Raw genomic sequence first — 21559 nt, forward strand, 5'->3', positions numbered from 1 at the left:
CTAAAAATCTAACTCTAGCTCTGCTAAAATTGAATTTTGTGCTACTTTTTTCTCTGCTTCTTCTTTCATAACTGATTTCTCATACATCTTAAAGAACGGGTAATACATAAAGATCGCAATAATTAAGACGATCAATGCCATAATCGGTGCCTTCCAATCCAAAGTAGCTAGATAATTAGCTAGAAATAACGGAGTCCCGCCTACATTGGCAATTGGTGGTCTTACAATACCGAAATGGAAAACAAACCATTGAACAGTCGCAAGAATCGGTGTTCCTAAAACGAATGGAATAAATAGATATGGATTAAAACAAATAGGCAAGCCAAAAACGATAGGTTCAGAAATTGTAAAAATCATAGGTACTACAGAAGCTTTACCAATCGCTCGCAGTTCTTTTGCCTTACTAAACAAAGCCAATATTACTAAAGCTCCAGTAATTCCTGAGCCGGAAAAGCCCATGAAATAATCCCAAAAATTCGGTGCAAACACATGCGGAATGGGTTCACCAGCTGCAAAGGCCGCCACATTTGCTCCTAAATATTGAGTCATAAAAGGTAAGACAAAACCAATTAGAATGGCATATCCATTCAATCCGATAAACCAAAATAACATTTCTAAAAAAGAAATAATGAAGACAGCATATGGCGTATCAATTGAATTCATTGCTGGTGCTAAAAAGGTTGTCAAAGCTTCCGGAATAATCTTACCTCCTGTAAGCGATTGGACTGCTGCGGATAATAAGACCGAACCGCAGAGAATAGTTAACAACGGCACTACTGATTCAAAAGTAGCTGCAACCATTTCGGGTAGTCCTTTGATTCGAATACTTAAATTTTTTACGATAAACAGTTTTAAGACTTCAACTGTAGCCAATGAAGCTAGAATCGCAACAAAGAGTCCTTTGGAATCCAAAAATTGACTGTCCAAAACACCATCAACAAAACGAGTATTTAAAACCAACGTCGTAATGACGGCCCCAACGATACTGTGTAAAATCGGCGCATCGATCTGTTTTGCATGATTATATGAAATAGTTACTGCCGCATAAACGGATAATAGTCCAAAAGTATACTTAAACGGCAGCGACAGTAACTCTTGATTTGTGACAAAGAACTCTTTAATAACTGTTCCATCTGGAAAAAGATTCCCCAATGAAGTAATGATTAAAGTAAAAGAGCCAATGATTAGGATAGCGATTAATGAAACCATGCCATTTTTGATTGAGGCAATAAATTTTTGCTTCTCAATTTTTGAAGCGATCGGAGAAAATCTTGTTTCCATAAATTCCATAAACTTATTCATTTATTTTTGTCCTCCTCTTAAACAGCTGTATTTTCAGCATTCAGTTTTAAAAGAATTGCTGCTTTTAAAATATTACCCCCATCAACGCGGCCATAATCCTTTGAATCGATCACGGCAATAGGCTTTCCGTACTGATCAGCAAGCTTCGTTAATTCTGCCAATTGATGCTTGATTTGCGGTCCAAGCATAACGACATCAAAATTTTCAATGTGCTCTCTCAGTTCGCCGGCCGGATGAGCTTCAATTTTTACATCTGTCCCTTGCAATGCCTTTGAGCCTTCTGCGACTTCCCGCATCTTAGTCACCATGATTCCTGTCGAATAGCCCAAATTACAAACTAAAAGTACATGTAGTCGTTCCAATTTCATTATTTATTCCTCCCTTTCATAAATTAATTATTCTTTTCAAGTTGTTGAAGCTTCTCTTCTAAACCTGCGATTCTAGCATTTGTTTTGGCAAGTTGTTTGGTAAATGTTTCAGCCAGGATAGTATTCATCAACGTATCTTGGGCATGAATGAGTAAAACATTCACAGCTACAGGCGTTCCTTGTGCTTCAGACACTAGTAACTTCGTCTGTTCATTATGTGCTTCATTCATTAACTGTGTGGCTTCTGCCATCAAAGCAGCGTATCTTTCATTATCTCCTTTCAAGGAAGCGTCATTTGCTTCAAATAATTTACCCATGGCATCACCTGCCAAAGAAATTAAATTGAATGAGATTTCTTCTGGTTTCATTTTCTTCACCTCTATGCAAGAAAGTTTATTTTCAAAAATCGGTATAGCTCTTCTGTTGAATTCATTAGCCTTAATTCGGCAATTTTTTGTTGATCCTTAGAAAAACTCAATGTATTTTCTAATACTTGATTTGTCTCGATATTCTTAAACGCTAAAGTTAAGATGATATCGACGGGTTCCTCCTGATCTGGTAAAAATTTGATCCCTTTTTCAAATTTTGTTAGTGAGATGGCATTAAAATTACAACCATCTTCTGGTCCTGCATGAGCAAAGAATATCCTTGGGGCAATCATCATATACGGTCCAAATTCTCTTGTGTTGCTTTTAATTTTTTCACGATAATTCTGAGTAATTGCATTTATCCTTATTAAGTGCTCCGTTGCCTTATCAACAGCATCCTCCCAGTTTTTGGCTGATGGAACCACCTGAATTGACTCTTTTGTAAAATTGACTTCTACTACCTCCGCATGCCTATGACAAGTCTTTTTTGTTAAAATATCAATTATTTCAAATTCTAGTTGCGACCAATCTTTTACAAGACAATTTTTAGAAATTGCATTCATAATTGCGCCAAAATACTTGATGTCCTCTTGATCCTTGTTTAATTTCCAAGGTAGATATTCTGCGATTTTCTTTAAATCAGACGTGTTGAGTTCCGGCGTGACAGTAATTACATGATGCTGATAATTGTCTGCAAGCGGTACTGTAGTAATAACCAAGTCATATTTACTAAAAAGCGCTTCACTAATATTTCTAACCGGTGAAACAACAATTTTCTCAGTATAAAATAGTTCCCGCATTCGATTTGAAATAACATTAGAAACAATTCGTCCCTCTGGACAAACCACCAAAATTTGCGGTCCTCTTATCCTTTCAGCCTCGATTCTTTTAATCTCTGAAACAAAGTAAATTGCGATCAGAGACAGTTCCTGATCTGATATTTTAAGCCCGGCGCTTGAACTGGTCTTGACTACAATTTTTCGCAATTCATTAACAAATTTTCTGTGATCATTCATAAATGATTCATAGATCGGGTTATGAATTTCATGACTATTGGTAATTCGAATGTTCAAATTTTTCATATGCTCCTCAAGCATACGTTCGAAGGCCGGATTATCTTTTCCTAATTTCACATTAAAATAAGCCTCGACATTCGCGATCAATTTTGACGTAAATTGTGGAGGAATAACAATTTTTTTGCTTTTTGCTATGGACGCGACATGGAGCTGTAATTCATCCAGTCGACAATAATGATGAACGAAAAGGCTTAGATATTCATAATCTGTATAGCTGATCGGGTCTGTAGCTTCTAATTCATCTAGTTTAGCGATTACTTCCTCCACAAGACAATAATCAAACGTATTAAAAAGTAATAGTTCTCCTTTTCGACTAAGCGTGTTTCCTTCCCTTAAATAGCCAGTAATTTCATTGATCGTCAAATTTTCAAGCAATAAGTTATAAATTACCTGCTCTATTTTTGACAAGCGTCCTTTAGCTACGTATTGACCGCATTTGGGTTGTCTAACTTCAAGTTTTTGATGGTCAAAAAATTTAATGACATCTTTTAGGTATTTTCGAAAAGTTGGTCTTGATAAATTAAGCTCTTTTTCAAAAAATGCACTGGATAATGGTTCTTCGGTTACTAGAAGCTTCAACGTGATAAAATTAATACATTCATTTACTGAATATTGGTACGTATCTAAATCTACAAATTGCTCAAAAATGGATAAAGCTGCTTGTGTTTTCTTTTTTTCTGTGAGAGCAACACCCTTTCTTTTGATAATTTCTAAAGAAGATAGGTGATTGCGCAATAGAAACTGATTTATTTTACCAATATGATATCGGGCTGTTCTATCAGAAATAGCAAATTTAGTTGATATTTCTTTATATGGTACTGGTCCGTCAGTAGTGATCAAATACTTTAGGATAGCGATATCAGTTGTTGTCATTTTCAAAGCTATCTCCTCCTTGGTTCATAAGTTACACGTAAGCGTTCGCAAAATAAATAGACTAAATGGAAATCCTTTTCCATTTATATTACAATTTTTTTCATCATTCAGAAAAAATCCCCGCCATTACTACGCTCATTCCAATTTACAGAATAAGTCACCAATTAGTTATTTCAAGGTAGGTATTTAAGCGCTCATTTATCGTGAACAATTTATCCCAATCTCACTAGCCGTTACTTTAGAATATTTGTAAATCTAGAAACAGATTTCTTAGTTCAGGTGTAAAAAGAGCTTAGAAAGGCGGATGAGGCTGGATAAAAGGCATTTGCTGACGTGGCGTTAGTAACTATCCTCGTACAACAAAAAAAGACATAAAACTACCGCTTATGACTTTATTCAAATCCGTGTTATTTAACCATTACCTTTAAACGATTTCTTTTCTCTTTGTTGCTATTTTTTAGGTGTAATTTTAAAAATCCTCTATTACGTCAATAAACTATGGTTTTTGCTGGAATTATGTTATTATTAGCTTGACTTAAGAAACTAACCTACGGGGGGCTTTATCATGTTATTAAAATCCGTTGTTATCAAAAAGAAAGACCTGACCACGGTCAATGAGTCCTGTACTTTGGATGAAGCGTTGGCAATTCTTGAAGATTCTGGCTATCGTTGCGTACCGATCCTTGATGAATCAGAGAAAATCTTTCGAGGCAATATCTATAAAATGCATATTTACCGCCACAAAGCAAATGGTGGAGATATGAGTTTACCAGTCACTTATTTATTGAAAAACGCGACAAAATTCATTTTTGTGAATACCTCATTTTTCAAGGTTTTCTTCACAATTAAAGAATTACCTTATATCGCCGTTTTAGATGAAAATAATTATTTTTACGGTATTTTAACCCACAGTACGTTATTAAATATCCTAGCACAGTCGTGGAATATTGAACGCGGTAGTTATGTCTTGACCATTGCTACAACTGGTAAGCAAGGCGATTTAGCGGCTATTACTAAAATTATTGCCAAGCACAGCAGTATTGCTAGCTGCATAACTCTTGATATCGGTGAAGATGAATTCATTCGCCGTACGTTAATCACGCTGCCGGCAGAAACTACCGAAGAAACCTGCTCTGTAATTGTTGAAAATCTTGAAAGAAAGAACTTAAAAGTTGTAGAAATTGAAGATTTACAGGCACCTGCTGAATAAGTGAATGCCTAAATAGGACGAGACAAAAGCAGCTTCGCTTTTGATCCCGTCCTGTTTTTTTATTTGGCGGCTCGAACAGTTTTAAGATATTTTTTTAGTTTTTTGAGCGCCCAATCGTAGTGGCTGGAAGTCGAAGATACACAATAGCTGCCCAAGGTAGAATTGCCTGTCCATGGCAAACTGTTCTTACTGAATAATTCCTCGTTGGAAAAGCTGTCGATCATTGCCATAACAGCTTCATGGCTTTTTTTTAGTAGAGCTTCAGCTTCTTTATAAGAGGTTTGCTGATGATTTTTGACAAATTCAACATTCATTTGAGCATAACTCCGCCAATTGTAAGGAGCAGGCAAAAAAGGAACAGCCTCACCGTGTTGATTTTTTTGCACCCATTTTAGTAACAATTGATGCCACTCGTACAAGTGAATTAAAACATCCCGTGTATTTTGATCTCGAGTCCAATGCGCTTCCTTTCCTTGAAAATCCTCACCGAACTGTAAATCGCCGGTCTGCTCAGCTGGTGTCATCGTCTGCAGTAAATCCCATAATTTAGTGAAGGTTACTGCCGCAACTTCCTGCAAATCTGCTTTCGTTGTTGGTCTAGCCATATTAATCTCCTCCAGTTTCATTTTTTTCCTTTTCATCATACAACACATAAGGTGACAACAGTCTGTCATCTTATAAATAACTTTTTTGAATCGCAATAACTTCCTGTAAAAGATTTTGTTTAACCGCCAATGGCTCCAGTACTTTGACGTCTTTGCCGAATGATAATCAATAGCTATACAGCCATTGATCATGGGGAAGCTGCGTTTTCAGAATAAAAGAACCGTCCGCACACTCTTGGATTTTGCGGCTGTCAAATTCATCATACAGTCGATAAGCACTTGCGGAACTAAATGCTAAGGTTAAGGAAATAAGCTTCGGTGAAGTCACAGGTTCTGCGCTTTCAGAAGGTAGTTTTTGCAGCTGAAATTGTTTGGCTGACAAAGCCGCCTCCTGCATTCGAGTAAGCTTAAACAAACGATAAGCCTTTTTCTCTAAGCAGTAGGCTTTAAGGTACCAGGCCTTAGCTTTAAAAACTAACCTCACTGGACAGACCCGACGCTCTGTTGTCTGCTGATAACGACCTATATAGCGAAACGTCAGGATCTGCCTTTTTAAAATAGCTCTTTTAATTATAGAAAAACGCGCCTGATCGATCTCCGGATTGCTCCAGCTTGAAAAATCCACCTCAATCCATTCCGCTTCTTGATTTGCAAATAGGTTGTTTAATTTGCTAAGAATTGGTTCAGTATCTACTGTTTGCGCAGCTGCCAAGCTTTGTAGACCGAGCAATAGTTGCTTTTGTTCGTCACTGGTTAGTGTGGCTTTATTTAAGACAAACTCTTCTAATAGAAAAATCCCCCCACCTTTTCCTCGCGTAGTATATACAGGTATTCCTGCCATTGAAAGAGTTTCAATATCTCGTAAAATCGTTCGTCTGGATACTTCAAAATGTGCAGCTAATTCGCTGGCAGTCATTTTTTTCTTGTTTAAAAGAAGATAAACAATCTCAAAAAGTCGTTGAATCTGCATCGTTTCACCTCATTTTTTCTTTATAAAAAATGACTGAAACACAACTCATTGAGTTATATCTCAGTCTATCGTTTACTAAATCCCGCTTTCGCCTATTTTTCTTCACCAATAATGCGGACTTCTGTTTCAAGCTCCACAGCGAATTTTTCTTTAATCACTTGTTGAATATGAGCAATTAATTCAACATAATCCGTCGCTGTCGCATGATCAATGTTTACAATAAAGCCAGCATGCTTTTCAGAAATTTGTGCGCCGCCCCATTTTAAGCCTTGCAGACCTGCATCTTGAATTAATTTACCGGTAAAATGACCTTCCGGACGCTTAAAGACACTACCGCAGGAAGGGTACTCTAAAGGCTGCTTTAATTCTCTTAATTCTGTAAGCTCAACCATTCTCGCTTTGATCGTCTGAGGATCGCCCTTTGCCAAGGTAAAGGTCGCCTCCAGAATAATTCCCTGCATTTCTTGAATAATGCTGTGCCGATAAGAAAAATGCATCTCTTCATTGGTAAGCGTCCGAATCGTGCCGTCAGCCAGCAACACCTCAACGGAGGTGAACACATCTTTGATTTCGCCGCCATAAGCGCCCGCATTCATATAAACAGCACCGCCGACACTGCCGGGAATGCCACAGGCAAATTCAAAGCCAGTCAAATCCTGAGCTAAGGCTTGATAGGTTGTATCAATTAATTTGGCTCCTGCTTCAACAATAAGCTGCTGGTCTTTTACAGAAATTGTGTTCATTTTTTCCAGCATAATCACCATTCCGCGGATACCGCCATCTCTTACAATCAAATTACTGGCATTTCCCAATACTAGCCAAGGCAGGTTCTGCTGTGTACAATAAGCGACCAGCGCCTCTACCTCTGACTTTGATTTAGGAAAGGCAAGCACATCTGCCGGACCACCGGTTTTAGTAAATGTAAAATTTTTTAAAGGTTCATCAAACAACAAGGTAATATTAGCTAATTGATTCGTCATCTCAACTTTATTCATTAGTCGTCCCTTTCTTTCAAGCATCCTATTTATTCTAGCATGCTCCAGCAAAACTTTCTAGTCCGACTCTATAAAATATGCTGCTGATGCTGTTGAATCATCTTGGCGCACAATTCATGGCTGATGAAGGTGTTTTCTTGTTTTAAATGCGCAGCCGTTCCAGTTTTCACTGCTTCAATAAATGCTGATACCATTTGCTGAAAGCCTCTTTTTTCCAGAGTGGTGGTCCAATCGCCAAAGCTTTTTAGCTGAGTCGTTTGTTTTTTTATGGTTAATTCAGTTAAATTCTCTAAAAGATAGGTTCCATCTGCGCTCATCACTTGATAGATTTCTGTATTCGCTCCTGCCAGAAGATTCATCGTGGCGATCGCAGTCGTAGTTTCCGTTTCTACCTGTAGAATCGCTCGTTTTAGAAACCCTTTTTCTTCAATAATTTTCGTATGAATTTGTTTGATGGCGTCATCTAATAAATAAACAACGGTATCAGCCAAATGTAAAAATAAATCGTAAATCACATAATCAGTCATTTCCTCAGCGGCTACACGATTTTTTTGAATCAGCAGCATATTTTTACCTTTGACAGACTTTAGTTCATCTACCAAAGGAGCAAAACGCCGATTAAAACCAATCATCAAAATTAGTTTTTTCTCTTTAGCCAGTTCTTGCAAAGCTTGAACCTCTGCCAAGCTCTCACTCAGCGGTTTGTCAATGAAAACATGAATACCTGCCTCCAGCAATTGCTTGACCAGCTTGCCGTGAGCCTTGGTTGCTGCATGAACAAAGCAGGCTGAAATGCCTGTCTCCAGCAGTTCCTCCACCGAGCTCACGGTTTCCTGAAAGCCATATTTTTCACTCACATCTTTGAGTACCGCTGAATTTCTCGTTGAAAGTACAAAAACTGCCTGATCTCTTGACTGCGCATAAACAGGCAAATAAGCCTTCTGCGCGATATTGCCTAAACCGATCACTCCGAATTTCATCTGTTTCCCTCCAGTATAAATCATCAACTATTTTTGCAAAACACTTCGTTTGTCCAATACTTTGTTCCTTTGAAGATCACACAACTTTTTGCCTTTACTAATCAAGCACAAAACAGCTTAGCCATTTTCCGAAACACTGACAGCCGTTATTCTCTTGGATTTTTACTCTTTTATTCTCCTATAGAATAGCAAGAAATCAATGGCTTGTAAAAAAAGTCAAACTTTCCTACTCTTTCTTAGTTGAAATCACTCGTTTTATTGTTACAATGAGTTTGAGGTGAAGAAGAATGAAATGTATTTCTTGGAATGTCAACGGCTTGCGAGCAGTTGTTAAAAAAAATTTTATGGACGTTTTTAATGAGTTGGATGCTGATTTTTTCTGTTTACAGGAAACTAAACTGCAGGAAGGACAAATTGAATTAGAATTGCCCGGCTATCATCAGTATTGGAATTACGCTGAAAAGAAAGGCTATTCCGGTACTGCTATTTTTGCAAAAGAAGCAGCTATGAGCGTACGCTATGGAATGGGTATTGAAGATCATGATCAGGAAGGACGCTTGATTACTTTGGAATACCCGGAATTTTATTTAATTACTTGCTATACGCCGAATTCTCAAAATGAATTAAAGCGTTTGGATTACCGTATGACTTGGGAAGAGGCGTTCAAAGATTATTTGAATGAATTACAGCAAAGCAAACCTGTTATTGTTTGCGGCGATTTAAATGTTGCTCATAAAAATATTGATTTAAAAAATTGGAAAACCAATCAAAAAAATGCCGGCTTTACACCAGAGGAGCGTCAAAAATTCAGTGAGCTTTTAGATGCTGGCTTTATTGATACGTACCGTTATTTTTATCCAGAGCAGGAAGGCGTTTATTCATGGTGGAGCTATCGTTTTAATGCCCGCAAGAATAACGCTGGCTGGCGGATTGATTATTTTCTTGTTTCTGCTGGCTTGAAGGATGCTTTAGTGGATGCCAAAATTCATACAGATATCATCGGCAGTGACCACTGTCCTGTAGAAGTGGATTTATCTCTTTAAAATAGTAGTAGCGAGCGTGAAACAAAAGTAAATAACACTTTTGCTTCACGCTCTAAGTACGAATAAACGGTGGTAAAAAGTCAGGTTCTTCGACTCAATCGCTCTTTTTCTACTAAGTAAAGCTGGGGATATAGAACTCTTTTTTGCTGTTTAATGTATTCAAAGGAACGGATAGATCGAAAAGGTTTCCTGCTCCATAATTATAGGAGAAGCCTGCGCTTGCTTTTGACGCATTTACACTGAATACAGCGTTTTTCTCAATAAAAATTTGCATTTCATCTGCACTATTTTTTACTGTTAATTGTTTACTAGAATTATTCCTCTCCGCAAACTCCTCAATCGTCCATTTAGAAAAACCGGCTATACTGTGCAAAGAATATTCATTTCTCAAATACAATGTTACAGCGGCATTTTCTTTCACAATTATATTTTTCGCCTTAATATTCCTTCCCGAAATAACATTTTTCCCAGTGAAAATAACAGCAGCTCCTTTTCCACTATTTTGGACAAATGAAGTACCACTAAACTGAACATCCTTAATCGTTAATATCAGGCCTTTATCTGCATTTTCAGAAGTCGCTGAATAAATACTTCCTCTCAGATTGTTCCCCAACACTTTGCCATGCTCAATTGTCACCTTGATTTTTTGGCTGATTGCTTTATTTTTAACTAAAGAGTAATTGTCTGTATTTAAAGTATGCTGATTTAAACAGATTAAGGTATCTTCACTTAATTGAATGTTTTTAGTTAAATGAACATCCGCCATTAATTCAATATTGGCTCGTTTGTTCTCTATCGCTGTACGTAAATCAATTTCTGAAAATACTTTAAAAGGCTTTGCTCTGTCATAATTGAAATCGACATTACCTAAACGAACTAGTTCTAAATCAGCAGAAGTGTTCGAACGCTCAAAAGTCAGATAAATGTCTTTAATTCCTTGTGTTTTCTCAATCAAGATACTGTTTGAGTACCATTCATCCCAGTTTTTAGTAGTAAACAAAGTCGCTTTTCCTAGTATTTCACCAGTCGGACTTCCTTCGCGAACTGTTACTTTCGTATCATCGTAGTAAACAGAAGCCGTCAATTGAATTACCCCCTGGGTTTGACTCAAATCAACCTTTCCATAAGAGACCCAATTATTGGTTCCTATATTAGTTAAATAAAATTGATCATCCTCGACTGCATTAATTGCGCCATAGGTTCGATCATACTCAATTGCTGGGACAAGCTTTGAAACAGAGGCTGTTTCTCCTTTTAGCGAATGATAGACATTATTTGCCAACAAGGCTGCTCCTTTGGCATTTGGATGAATAGTATCCGGAAATAAAGCCTCTGCATTTTCTGTGATGCTTTGATTATCAATTACTGAAACGTCTGCCCCTGCCTGCTCGGCCGCCTGCATCATCATTGGTAAGTAGGTCTCTAACCGCGATTGAACGACTCCATCAGCAGCGAACAGCTTGGGTGGTAAGCAGATATAAATAATCGGTTTAGTCGGCAAATTTTTATATACATTGATTAGGCTGATATAATCCGTAATAAATTTATCTTTCTTTCTGAAATTAGCCGAACGTGTATCATTTGTTCCTAATTGAATCACTACAATGTCAGGCTTAGATCTTAAACTATCACGATATTGGGCTGTACGAAAGTATGGATCATCTCCTGTTTCTAGTAATGTTTTCGCACTAACGCCAAAATTTATTACGTTATATTGCTTCCCTAAACGATTATTCAACTGCTTTGGATAGGCAGTTTGCGACTTATTGTCAATTCTTGCGCCATATGTAATACTATCGCCAACTGCTGCAATAGTAATTGCTTTTGTTTTAGGATAAACAGTCACTAACCCCTTCACCTTTTGTCCTGTTTTCTCAGCTCTGCCTTCCAGCTGATGGGTACCTATCCGCTCCGTTAATTTCTCGTCGACCTTAGGCCACTTAACCGTATCCTGCAACACTTGATTGTTTGCTCCTAAGTAAGTTACTTTTTTAGGCAGCTGTACAGGCTCGCCTTGAACAGTGACTACATTAGATACCGGATAAAAACTTTCCTGTGCAAACACTTTTACTTCCTTCAGACTAATTAAATACATGATTATTAAAAAAAATACCACTACGCCCTTTTTATTTTTCATTTTTCGCTCCTTGTCGCTTACTTATCGTTTAATACAATTTTAAATTAAACTCAGTCAATATTACATTGCAAGTTTTTTTAGTAAAAAAGACCGCTCTTTTTCAAAGACTCGATAAGCTCTATTGTACCAAAAAAAAAACAAATAAATTTATTCATTTGATCGTCAACATAAAAAACAGAGTCACTTTTAATAAAATTTATTCATTTATACTTTTAGAAAGAAATATAATTGTTTAAGAATAAGTATAGTTCAGCTCAGACGCTAGTAATTCCAGGTCATTTTTGTTATACTTAATGACCGAATGAATTGTACAGAAAGGGATAATGACCATGAATTTTTATTCCATTGACTTTGAAACTGCCAGTTACGCCAAGCACAGTGCTTGCTCGGTGGCCATGATAAAAGTAGAAAATAGTCGGATCGTTGATGAATATTATACCTTAATTAAGCCGGAAACTGACTTTTTTTGGAAAAACATTCAAATTCACGGGATTCGTCCGGAAGATGTAGCCAGTGCGCCTAAGTTTCCTGAGGTTTGGGCACAAATCCAAGCTTGTTTTAGACCAAATAGCTTAGTAGTTGCTCACAATGCTCCGTTTGACTGCGGCGTTTTAGCAGGTTGTCTGGATTATTATGGGTTGGCTCAGCCGAATTATCTTTCCTTATGCACTGTCAAAACCAGTCGTAAGCTTTTTCCTGAAATGCCAAATCATAAATTGAATACTATTTGCGAAAGTTTAGACATTCAGCTAAACAACCACCACGATGCCCTTGAAGATAGCCGGGCTTGTGCTGAAATTTTACTTTACCAGGAAAAACATTTTGGTGTAGAGCCCTTGAAAAAACTAGTAACGATTAAATAAGAGTAACGATCATTAAAAAAAGTGAAGCCAAGGCTTCACTTTTTTCTATTTTTCCAAGATTTCAATAATCTCATCCATTGTTTTTGAACCAAAAACAGTTTGTTCATCGTCAATAATCATGGCTGGTACACTCATAATTTTCTTTTCCGCTTTTAAATCCGGAAAGACGCCGATATCGATCATTTCAGCTTCAACGTTATGATTAATAGAAGCGATTCGTTGGCAGGAAGCAACAACATCGGGACAATAATGGCAAGTTAAAGAGACAAAAATCTGTACTTTTCTCTTAGGCAACTCATTAATTTTAGCTACAGTCGGTCCTTCAATTGGCTGACCTTCACTCCCTACATTGTAGACTGCTAAGACGATTGAATTCACTTCGTGTCCGCTTGGAATACCGCTAAACTTAATACCGGTATATTCGCCATTTTCGTCTAATACAACAACGCTAGGCAATTTATCAATACCATAGCTGGCTTCCAGCTCAGGCTTTTCCCCTTTTTGAATCGTTTCCAGTGAAATTTTATCGCTTAATGAAGCAAACTCCGTTAAAAATGAATTCAGCTCCAAGGATTTTGCCTCACTGCTGTCCATGACTTGCATTAATGTCACTGTTTTAGTTAATTTTCCAAAGATACCGCTCAATTGTTCCCGCATTGCTTCTGGGAACCAAGTACTGCTACCGGATGCTTTCGCTGGCTTTGCCTTCTTTTCACTAGGAGTCGCTTGCGCTTCACGCTGAGCTTTTAAGCGTGCCTCTAATTGCGGATTAACAATCGGCAAGCCTGCTTTGGTTTTTACTTCTGTAACATATTTTTGAGCGCTTGTTGCTGCAATCGCTCCATCAGCAACTGCCGTTACAATTTGGCGTAATTCTTTAATCCGTAAATCACCGGCGGCATAAACACCGGAGACATTCGTTTCCATATTTTCATTGGTAGGTACATAGCCGCGATCTAATGCAATTTTCCCTTCAAAAATCTCTGTACTTGGCTTATTACCGGCAAAAACAAACATCCCAAAGGTACTATCTTCAGGTGCTTCATAAACCGTTTCTTCCCCCGTTTCATTGTTCACAAATACTGCTTTGCGGACAAAATCATCTCCAGTAATTTCTTTGACTTCTGTATTATAGACAATTTTAATATCGGGATGCTGCTTGGCCGCTTCAGCCGTTAATTTGGCACAGGTGAAATCAGGTTCTCTAATGATCATCGTGACTGATTTTCCATAACGCGTTAGATAGACCGCTTCTTCAGCAGCCGCATAACCGCCACCAATCACGAAAATATCCAAGCCTTGGAAAAATTCGCCGTCACACGTAGAACAATACGCAATACCACGACCCGTAAATTCAACTTCGCCTGGAAAACCAATCTTACGCGCAGAAGCACCCGTGGCAATAATGACAGCATAAGCTTGGTAGGTTTTAGTAGCTGATTTAACTGTTTTAACCGTTTGACTAAAATCAACATCAATGATTTCGTCCGTCGCAAACGCAACGCCAAAATCCAACGCTTGCAAACGCATCTCCTCCATTAATTCAGGACCTGTCGTCGCTCTAATGGCCGGATAATTTACGATTTCTGAAGTTGTCGTTACTTGTCCACCAATTTTGTCTTTTTCAATAATTAAGGTATCCAACATAGCACGGCCGGCATAAATCCCTGCTGACAAAGCAGCAGAACCGCCGCCAATAATGATTAAATCATAAATTTCTTGGCTCATATTTGTTCTCCATTTCTTCTCTATTTGAATTTTAAGAAAGAGTCTGGGAGGGCTATACAAAACTCAAAAACAAGTTTTGTACAGCCCTCCACTTATGAATGAATGGTGGTCAAAAGTTAGGCTCAACCTCTCTCACTCTGACTCTGGAATGAATGACAGAACAGAAATAATTTTGTCTGTCCCGACATCTTCGTTAATAGTTTGTTTTAAGTTTAAATTTTACCAACTAAATCCAAGCTTGGTGCAATTGTTTCTTCGCCTGGTTTCCAGTTTGCCGGACAAACCTTATCGCCGTGCTCTGCTACAAATTGAGAAGCTTCTAGTTTACGAACAAGCTCTTCAGCGTTACGACCGATACCCATATCATTGATTTCATAAGACTTGATTTCGCCTTCAGGGCTGACAATAAACGTACCACGGTATGCTTGACCTAGCTCTTCATTTAAAACACCGAAGAAACGAGCTAACTGTCCATTTGGATCTGCCAACATTGGGTATTTAATTTTGCCGATAGTATCTGTTGCATCTGCCCAAGCTTTATGAACAAAGTGGCTGTCTTCAGAAACTGAATATACTTCGCAATTTAACTCTTTTAAGTGATCGTAATGATCCTGCATGTCGCCGAGCTCTGTCGGACAAACAAATGAAAAGTCAGCTGGGTAGAAGAAGAAAATACTCCATTTGCCTAAAACATCTGCTGTAGATACCTTGATAAAATCTCCATCTTGATACGCATCGCATTCAAAGTCTAAAAGTTTTGTGTTAATTAAGTTCATTCCTAGTCCCTCCTGATTTTTGCTTCATTGAGCTATCTTATTTTGAGAATAAGTGCAACTAAATTTATTGCTTGAATTGTTTTTTTATACTAAAACAGCTCAAAAAGCGAATGGTTTTTCTACCTTTTTAGCGTACCAATTTAAAATAGATCTGTCAATAGAATAATTATAATTTAGTTAAATTAATTTTCTTTTTTTCCCATTCTTATTGAGAAAATCATCCCTTCATTCTCAATAACGTTAACAATTATGCTTAAAACAGCTTTTGATAAATAAGACAGGAAGTGAAAATAAATAAACCAAGCTCCTTTTTGATAAACTTGTTATCTCAAAAGAGCTTGGTTTCTTACTATTTTCTATATTTATCAATCGGTTTTTGAAGATATTTACCACAAATTTTCCCGAATTGCTTGAATGACTTGTTCGTTTTCAACTAATTCACTATGGCTTGTTTCTTTTCCTTGTATTAATAGTTCTTGATACGCTGCTGTTTGTTTTTGATAGATAAATCGACTGGAAAAGGCACTCATAATCGGAACTGTGCTATCGTTTTCACCAGCTATAGCTAGCACCTGAATCGTCGACGGAATATTTGCTTTGTTTTGAAGGTTTTCTTTAAGTAAAAGGCTCTCTTTTTTCACTTTGGTAAACGTTGTTTTCAGCGTATTGTATTTTTGCGAGGTATCATTAAATGGAGTAGCTATGGTAACCAATTTGTTCAATGCTGGATCTTGACTTTGCCGGAAATTTTCAAGATAGGAAGTAATCACTAGCCCACCATTGGAATGACCGACGTAATTATAGGAATCAAAAAGGTAATATTTCTGTAAATAATTTAACGCCAGTTGAAACCAGCTTCCCTGAAGCGGTAAGGTCTCATCACTGCTGTCTGCAAAGGCAACTACGATTAAGGGATGCTCGCTGATACTAGTCAGTTGGCCCTTCACTGAAATCGTGCCGTCTGTCTGCACAGTTAACTTGAGAATATCTGTTTGCTCGTCAGTCAATTGTTTAAACAAACCGTTGAAACGTTCCGCTGTCCCATTTGTTCCCGGAACAAAAATAGTCGGCTGCTGAATACTTATAGGCTCTGTTTCATTTGTTTTTACAGCAAAAACAGTCAAACTCTTTTGAAAAAGAAAAAGGCCTATAATACTTATAGCAACTGTCAACAGTATCTGTAAAATCTCTACTTTCATTCGTTTCATCAAACTCGCTCCTTTAAAAAGAGCTTACGTTGTGAAACTTAAATGAACATTAAATAAAAAGCTTGGACAAAACTAAAAAACAGTCTTGTTCAAGCCTCGTTATTTTTAAATTATTTTTTAACTAGACGAATTTGAATAGCTTCCATTCGCAGTTTTTTTCCAGAGGTGCCGGCAACTTTTCCATCTCTAACCCATGGCAGCCAGCCCTTATTTTGGACATGTGCACGATATTCAATATGATAATCTTTACTGACATCTCCTGTTAAAGAAATCTTGATTGCTTCGACTCGGAGTTTTTTCCCTGTCGTACCCGCTGTAGCACCGTTTGTTTTCCATGGCATCCAGCCCTTATTTTGAACATGCGTTTGATATTTAATGCCACCTGGATAATCTTTTAGATTAATTTGAATGGCTTCCATCCGTTTCTTTCGTCCCGTTACTCCGGCAACAGTGCCATTTTTCTTCCATCCCATCCAGCCATAATCCTGTGAATGACTACGATAGTTGACTACAGGAGTTTTAAATGATTTTGCGCTAATCCATGATTTAACTAATGCCAGTTTTGATGAATTAATTCGTGTAGCCCAGTTAGTGTTTTCATAAGTTGCTGCACTTGTATGAATACCGACAATCTGATTCGAATTATTATAAACGCCAGACCCGCTTGCTCCGCCAGTAGTGTCTAATTGATAATAAAGAAGGTCTGTTGATACGTTCGTTGCATTACCTGTTTGAGTCGCCATTGTATAATCATGATCCCCATGAAAGCCTGTTAAAGTAATCGGATTTGTAAAATTGCTAGTTAAACCAAACCATCCCGTTTTATTTCCCAGTGGATTACTTAACTTAATGGCCCCTAAATCATATTGGGTCTGATTTGTAGTCGTCCAGCCGCTAGTAGTTATAGCATCTTTAGCTACGCTATAACCATATGGCGCGATATTTTTATTGTAAGCTGGATAAGCCGTTATTTCCTGTGCAAAACCGCCATACTGCGGGTGGTAAATGTTATGTCCGGCGGTTAAAACGGTATCTGCTGAGATCATGACTCCAGTTCCTCGACCATATCCCCCCGGAAATTTAATCATTAGCAAAACAACTTTTCTATAAGGATCCTTCGTTGTATCTGTTACCTGTAAACGTTGATCCGCTCCAATAATCTTACGCGGTTGAATCTTTTGGCTTTCTAAAATTGTTTCCGGAAATTCTGGAACAACTTCCTCTGCCAAAATGCCATCACCATCAAAACCGTCCAATTCAGTAAGTACACCTTCTTCAACCGAATCTTCAAAACGTTCAGTCTGCCCATCCCAATGCACACTGTTCAAATTTTCATCAGCAAATGCCTGTTGTGTATTAAATCCTATTACTAACATACATCCTGCTACTACTAATTTCCACTTTTTCATCAATCTAAATTTCTCCCTTCATTTTTGAACACCATAACAAAAAAAGCTATAAATATAATTGTATCATAAGATAAAAAATTTATTTTATTTTTTTGAAAAAAAAACAAATCAAATTAAAATAGGATCATTTTAACTTGAATTGTTTTTTTTATCTATCTTTTGTAATCATAATCACTCCATCGCCTAAAGGCAATAAGGTGGAAGTTAAATCCGGATGCGTCATCACTGTATCTAGAAATTGATTCAATTTTCGATGAATCGTTCGCTGGTTACGGGGAATTTCTTCGATTGGGTCTAAAATAGTTCCTGCTTGAAAAACATCATCTACCATCAAGACGCCGCCTACTTTCAAAAGACGTAAGCATTCCGGTAAGAACTCAATATACTTTGATTTGGCACTGTCCATAAAAATAAAATCATAGGGTCCAGTCAAGGTCGGTAGTAGTTCAGCCGCCTGTCCTTCAAGCAGCGTTACTTTATCCGTTAAGCCTAAACGCTCATAAGTCGCTTTGGCTCTTCTAATCATGACGTCGAAGCGATCAATGGTCGTAACGTGACCGTCCTCTGCCATACATTGCGCCATTAAACTGGAAGAAAAACCAATCGCCGCTCCGATTTCTAAAATATTTTTAGGCTTCAGCTGGCCTAAGAAAAACTGCAGAAAGACAACTGTTTCATGAGGGATAATCGGTACTCCTTCTTGGTGTGCTTCTTCTTCAATCACACCAAGTTCTCCGGCAATTTTCTTTTGTTTATTACGCATAAAATCGACTAGCTCTTTTTTTACGACTGGTCGATGCATCATTTCGTTTCGCATAGTCTTCGCTCCTTTTCGCTTCTTTATTATACGAATGAACGGATATGATGTCAAAGAGGAGTGCAAAACAATAACTATACCGCTATTGTTCTGCACTTCTAGGTTTTATTTTTAATAAAGCAAGTCAACAAGCTCAGCTTTTTCAATATTTCCAAAATACTTTTTCACATCAATTTGATCAACCGCTGCTTCAATCGCCGCTTTTTCATATTTGACACCAGTCAAAAGGTCTTCAACATCTTTTATTTCACCTAAGCCAAAGAAATCGCCGAAGATTTTTATTTCTTTAATTTCTCCGTTTTCGACATTCATTTGGGCATCAATGCTGCCGATTGGGAAGCGATGACGACGCTCTAGATTGAATGCTGGAGATTTACCGTAATTCCAATCCCAGTTACGATAGTATTCATCTGCAATTTGATTAATCTTTTGCCAATCTTCGTCCGTCAGCTCATAGGTTTTGATTTGGTCAACCGTATCCACGCCAAAAATTTTCAATAGAATATCCTGTCTGAATTCTTCTGTCGTCATCGACTGCTTGTCGGCTGGTAAAAACGGTTTGATGTTGGTTACTCTTGAACGAACAGACTTGATTCCCTTCGAAGCAATTTTGTCTTTCCGAACTTTTAAAGCATTCACAACTTCATCAATGTCGCTGTCAAACATTAATGTCCCATGAGCAAACATTCTGCCTTCTGTAGCATACATCGCATTTCCCGAAAATTTCATATCATTAATCACTAAATCATTACGTCCCTTTAATTCTGCACCGGCAACGCCTAAATCATGCAATGCCTGAATAATTGGCTGAGTCACTTTGGCAAAATCACGGAATGAGTTGCCGTCATCCGGCATAATAAAACTAAAGTTCAAGTTCCCATGATCATGGTAAACAGCTCCGCCTCCACTTAAGCGTCGAACAACATGAATGCCGTGTTCTTCTACATAGTCTTTATTAATTTCTTCAATTGTATTTTGATTGCGGCCAATAATAATGGACGGATCATTAATGTAAAAAAGTAAAATCGGTTCATCCAATGGCTTCTCTTTTAATAAAAATGTTTCAATTGCTAAATTTATTCTTGGATCGTTTATTTCATTCGGTACAAAAATCACTTTTTCCACACTCCTCAAATAGTTATAACCAGATTTTTTTCAGCTAATAGCACCGGCAGTTGATTGTCTGCAGCATTTTCCGCCTGCTGTTTTAATTCAGCTAATGATCCGTGCTGCGGCAAATGAGTCAATACTAGCTTTTTAACGTTGGCTGCTTTAGCAATTTCACCAGATTCCTTTGCAGTAAAATGAGCATGATGGCGTTCATTTCCTTCAAATAAATACGTATCTGCTAAAAAAACATCTGCATCTTTCGCAAAATCTACGAAGCTTTCTAAATAGCCGGAATCGCCCGTGAAGACAAAAACTTTTCCCGTTGCCGCTTCTACGAAACGCATAGCATAGCAAGGCACAGGATGAATCGTTTTCATAAAGGTAATTAGAAAAGGACCGATTTTTAATTCTTCCGCTTCAAAATAAGGTCGCGCCTCAGATACGCCCGCTAGATTTAATTCTTCAAAATGAATGGGATCATCCGTATGTCCGTAAATTGGCAAAACAGGCGTCGGTTCTAAGGTAGGATATAATTGCCGGTAATATTGCAAAACGCCCAGATCAGCAATATGGTCATGATGATAATGAGATAAAATTACAGCATCTAGTGTCAGCGGATCAAGCTGCTCTTCCAAATTCACTAACGTGGTACTGCCTGCATCCAACAATAGCTTGAAGCCGTCTGATTCCAGTAAATATGAGCTTGTTCCCTGTCCCTTATAGGGATATGCGCCCAAGCAACCTAAAACTGTTAGTTTCAATTGTATCGACCTCCTTGATTTTCGTCTTCTTAATGGTAACATAAAACAGAAAATTAATGCTAAATGATGCTGAAATTTCTATTATTTCCAGGTTCTTTTTACTGCAAAAAAACAAGTGTTAAACGATCGCCTAATCGCCCAACACTTGTCTTTTTGATTCCTGTTAGATTAAACCGCTGGAGCCCCTTTTTCCTCACGCGCTGTATCATAGAAGCTGGCAATGGCTACGTCACGATAAGGAAACACCCATAGTAACCCAATAGCAAAAGCCAAGCCGCCGATAATATACCAGCCGATAAAAGAAAGCTGCAGTAAAACATATTGTCCGAAGCGACCCTTCATTAAAAATAGGGCATATTTTAATGCGTTCGTCACTGTTAGTTCCGGATCATCAATTTTTGTCCAAACAGCAAATTGGAAAATGCCGCTAATAAAAATACTGAGTAAAAGCATTAATAGAGCAAAAAGAAGTATTAATAACGCAAAACTTAAATCGCCCACCAATTCTCTTTGGAGCTGTGAAACAGACACCGTATTAAACATCAGACCAAAATATAAAACTGATCCATATGACAGTAAAACCGGCAACAGCAAAATCAAATTGAAAACAAAATTAATTAAATACTGAATAAAATTAATGATCAGCATTGGCAAATAAAATTTTCCTTGAAACATACTCGTCAACATGCCGACTTTTACTCTATGACCTCTTAAAACCTGTAAAGCACAGTAATAGGTCCCATAAGTGATTGCGAAAAAAATAAAATTATTTAATAAAAATGCAATAAAATTATTACCGCTACTATTAGCCGGAAGATTGGCAAAACCGCCCACGATTCCGTTAATAACAATTTGTAAAAATACGGCTAGAAAGGTAATCCAAGCCATCGTTCCCCATTGATCCTTCAAAGCAATTCGTGCTTGTTCACGATGCATTGCATTTGTAATTTGACTTTTCAT

General features: G+C 37.6%; 20 protein-coding genes. 3 read left to right on the top strand and 17 right to left on the bottom strand.

The genetic code is table 11. The annotated features are described in order from the left end of the window. From ABH902_RS07015 to ABH902_RS07030, 4 genes are read right to left on the bottom strand one after another with little or no spacing between them, the layout of a single operon-like run. Positions 1–1302 (bottom strand): PTS sugar transporter subunit IIC, encoded by a 1302-nt coding sequence (locus tag ABH902_RS07015; RefSeq protein ID WP_404589884.1) that lies wholly within the window; start codon positions 1300–1302, stop codon positions 1–3. 17 nt (positions 1303–1319) lie between these two features. After that, positions 1320–1670: a PTS sugar transporter subunit IIB gene (locus ABH902_RS07020; RefSeq protein WP_404589885.1), complete on the bottom strand. Its 351-nt coding sequence runs from the start codon at positions 1668–1670 to the stop codon at positions 1320–1322. 23 nt (positions 1671–1693) lie between these two features. Beyond that, the gene (locus ABH902_RS07025; protein ID WP_404589886.1) at positions 1694–2038 is read right to left on the bottom strand and encodes a PTS lactose/cellobiose transporter subunit IIA; all 345 of its coding nucleotides are present in this window, start codon (positions 2036–2038) and stop codon (positions 1694–1696) included. An 11-nt stretch (positions 2039–2049) separates the two neighbouring features. Then, a complete protein-coding gene (locus ABH902_RS07030) occupies positions 2050–3987 on the bottom strand; it encodes a BglG family transcription antiterminator (protein ID WP_404590068.1) in 1938 nt (645 codons plus the stop codon). Positions 3988–4552: 565 nt separating this feature from the next. Here ABH902_RS07030 and cbpA point away from each other — a divergent pair. Beyond that, positions 4553–5197, top strand: a complete 645-nt coding sequence (gene cbpA, locus ABH902_RS07035) for a cyclic di-AMP binding protein CbpA (protein WP_404589888.1) — start codon at positions 4553–4555, stop codon at positions 5195–5197. Positions 5198–5256: 59 nt separating this feature from the next. On the opposite strand, the gene ABH902_RS07040 is transcribed toward cbpA, so the two are convergent. From ABH902_RS07040 to ABH902_RS07055, 4 genes are all read right to left on the bottom strand, one after another. Beyond that, positions 5257–5802 carry a ClbS/DfsB family four-helix bundle protein gene (locus ABH902_RS07040; RefSeq protein ID WP_404589890.1) on the bottom strand — a complete coding sequence of 182 codons (546 nt, stop codon included), beginning with the start codon at positions 5800–5802 and terminating at the stop codon, positions 5257–5259. A gap of 166 nt (positions 5803–5968) precedes the next feature. Then, positions 5969–6772, bottom strand: a complete 804-nt coding sequence (locus ABH902_RS07045) for a helix-turn-helix transcriptional regulator (protein ID WP_404589891.1) — start codon at positions 6770–6772, stop codon at positions 5969–5971. Positions 6773–6864: 92 nt separating this feature from the next. Beyond that, the gene (murB, locus tag ABH902_RS07050) at positions 6865–7767 is read right to left on the bottom strand and encodes a UDP-N-acetylmuramate dehydrogenase (RefSeq protein ID WP_404589893.1); all 903 of its coding nucleotides are present in this window, start codon (positions 7765–7767) and stop codon (positions 6865–6867) included. Positions 7768–7835: 68 nt separating this feature from the next. Further along, on the bottom strand, positions 7836–8747 hold the full coding sequence (locus tag ABH902_RS07055) for a Gfo/Idh/MocA family protein (protein ID WP_404589894.1): 912 nt from the start codon (positions 8745–8747) through the stop codon (positions 7836–7838). Positions 8748–9034: 287 nt separating this feature from the next. Here ABH902_RS07055 and ABH902_RS07060 point away from each other — a divergent pair, with 287 nt between their 5' ends. Beyond that, a complete protein-coding gene (locus tag ABH902_RS07060) occupies positions 9035–9790 on the top strand; it encodes an exodeoxyribonuclease III (RefSeq protein ID WP_404589895.1) in 756 nt (251 codons plus the stop codon). A 112-nt stretch (positions 9791–9902) separates the two neighbouring features. On the opposite strand, the gene ABH902_RS07065 is transcribed toward ABH902_RS07060, so the two are convergent. After that, positions 9903–11927: a GDSL-type esterase/lipase family protein gene (locus ABH902_RS07065; protein WP_404589896.1), complete on the bottom strand. Its 2025-nt coding sequence runs from the start codon at positions 11925–11927 to the stop codon at positions 9903–9905. A gap of 329 nt (positions 11928–12256) precedes the next feature. Between ABH902_RS07065 and ABH902_RS07070 the strand changes: the two genes are divergently transcribed. Next, positions 12257–12790: a 3'-5' exonuclease gene (locus ABH902_RS07070; protein WP_404590070.1), complete on the top strand. Its 534-nt coding sequence runs from the start codon at positions 12257–12259 to the stop codon at positions 12788–12790. 45 nt (positions 12791–12835) lie between these two features. Here the strand turns inward: ABH902_RS07070 and ABH902_RS07075 are convergent, their stop codons facing one another. From ABH902_RS07075 to ABH902_RS07110, 8 genes are all read right to left on the bottom strand, one after another. Beyond that, positions 12836–14518 (bottom strand): FAD-dependent oxidoreductase, encoded by a 1683-nt coding sequence (locus ABH902_RS07075; RefSeq protein ID WP_404589898.1) that lies wholly within the window; start codon positions 14516–14518, stop codon positions 12836–12838. Between the two features lie 212 nt (positions 14519–14730). Beyond that, positions 14731–15294 carry an alkyl hydroperoxide reductase subunit C gene (gene ahpC / locus ABH902_RS07080; protein ID WP_404589900.1) on the bottom strand — a complete coding sequence of 188 codons (564 nt, stop codon included), beginning with the start codon at positions 15292–15294 and terminating at the stop codon, positions 14731–14733. 386 nt (positions 15295–15680) lie between these two features. Then, positions 15681–16502, bottom strand: a complete 822-nt coding sequence (locus ABH902_RS07085; protein ID WP_404589902.1) for an alpha/beta hydrolase — start codon at positions 16500–16502, stop codon at positions 15681–15683. A 110-nt stretch (positions 16503–16612) separates the two neighbouring features. Continuing rightward, on the bottom strand, positions 16613–17911 hold the full coding sequence (locus ABH902_RS07090) for a trypsin-like peptidase domain-containing protein (protein ID WP_404590072.1): 1299 nt from the start codon (positions 17909–17911) through the stop codon (positions 16613–16615). A gap of 148 nt (positions 17912–18059) precedes the next feature. Beyond that, a complete protein-coding gene (locus ABH902_RS07095; RefSeq protein ID WP_404589903.1) occupies positions 18060–18728 on the bottom strand; it encodes an O-methyltransferase in 669 nt (222 codons plus the stop codon). Between the two features lie 111 nt (positions 18729–18839). Beyond that, a complete protein-coding gene (locus ABH902_RS07100) occupies positions 18840–19844 on the bottom strand; it encodes a lipoate--protein ligase (protein WP_404589905.1) in 1005 nt (334 codons plus the stop codon). A gap of 14 nt (positions 19845–19858) precedes the next feature. Continuing rightward, positions 19859–20599 (bottom strand): MBL fold metallo-hydrolase, encoded by a 741-nt coding sequence (locus ABH902_RS07105; protein WP_404589907.1) that lies wholly within the window; start codon positions 20597–20599, stop codon positions 19859–19861. A 168-nt stretch (positions 20600–20767) separates the two neighbouring features. Next, positions 20768–21559 (bottom strand): DUF975 family protein, encoded by a 792-nt coding sequence (locus tag ABH902_RS07110; protein ID WP_404589909.1) that lies wholly within the window; start codon positions 21557–21559, stop codon positions 20768–20770.

The sequence above is a fragment of the Enterococcus sp. UD-01 genome (genome assembly GCF_044909655.1).
Classification (GTDB): domain Bacteria; phylum Bacillota; class Bacilli; order Lactobacillales; family Enterococcaceae; genus Enterococcus_L.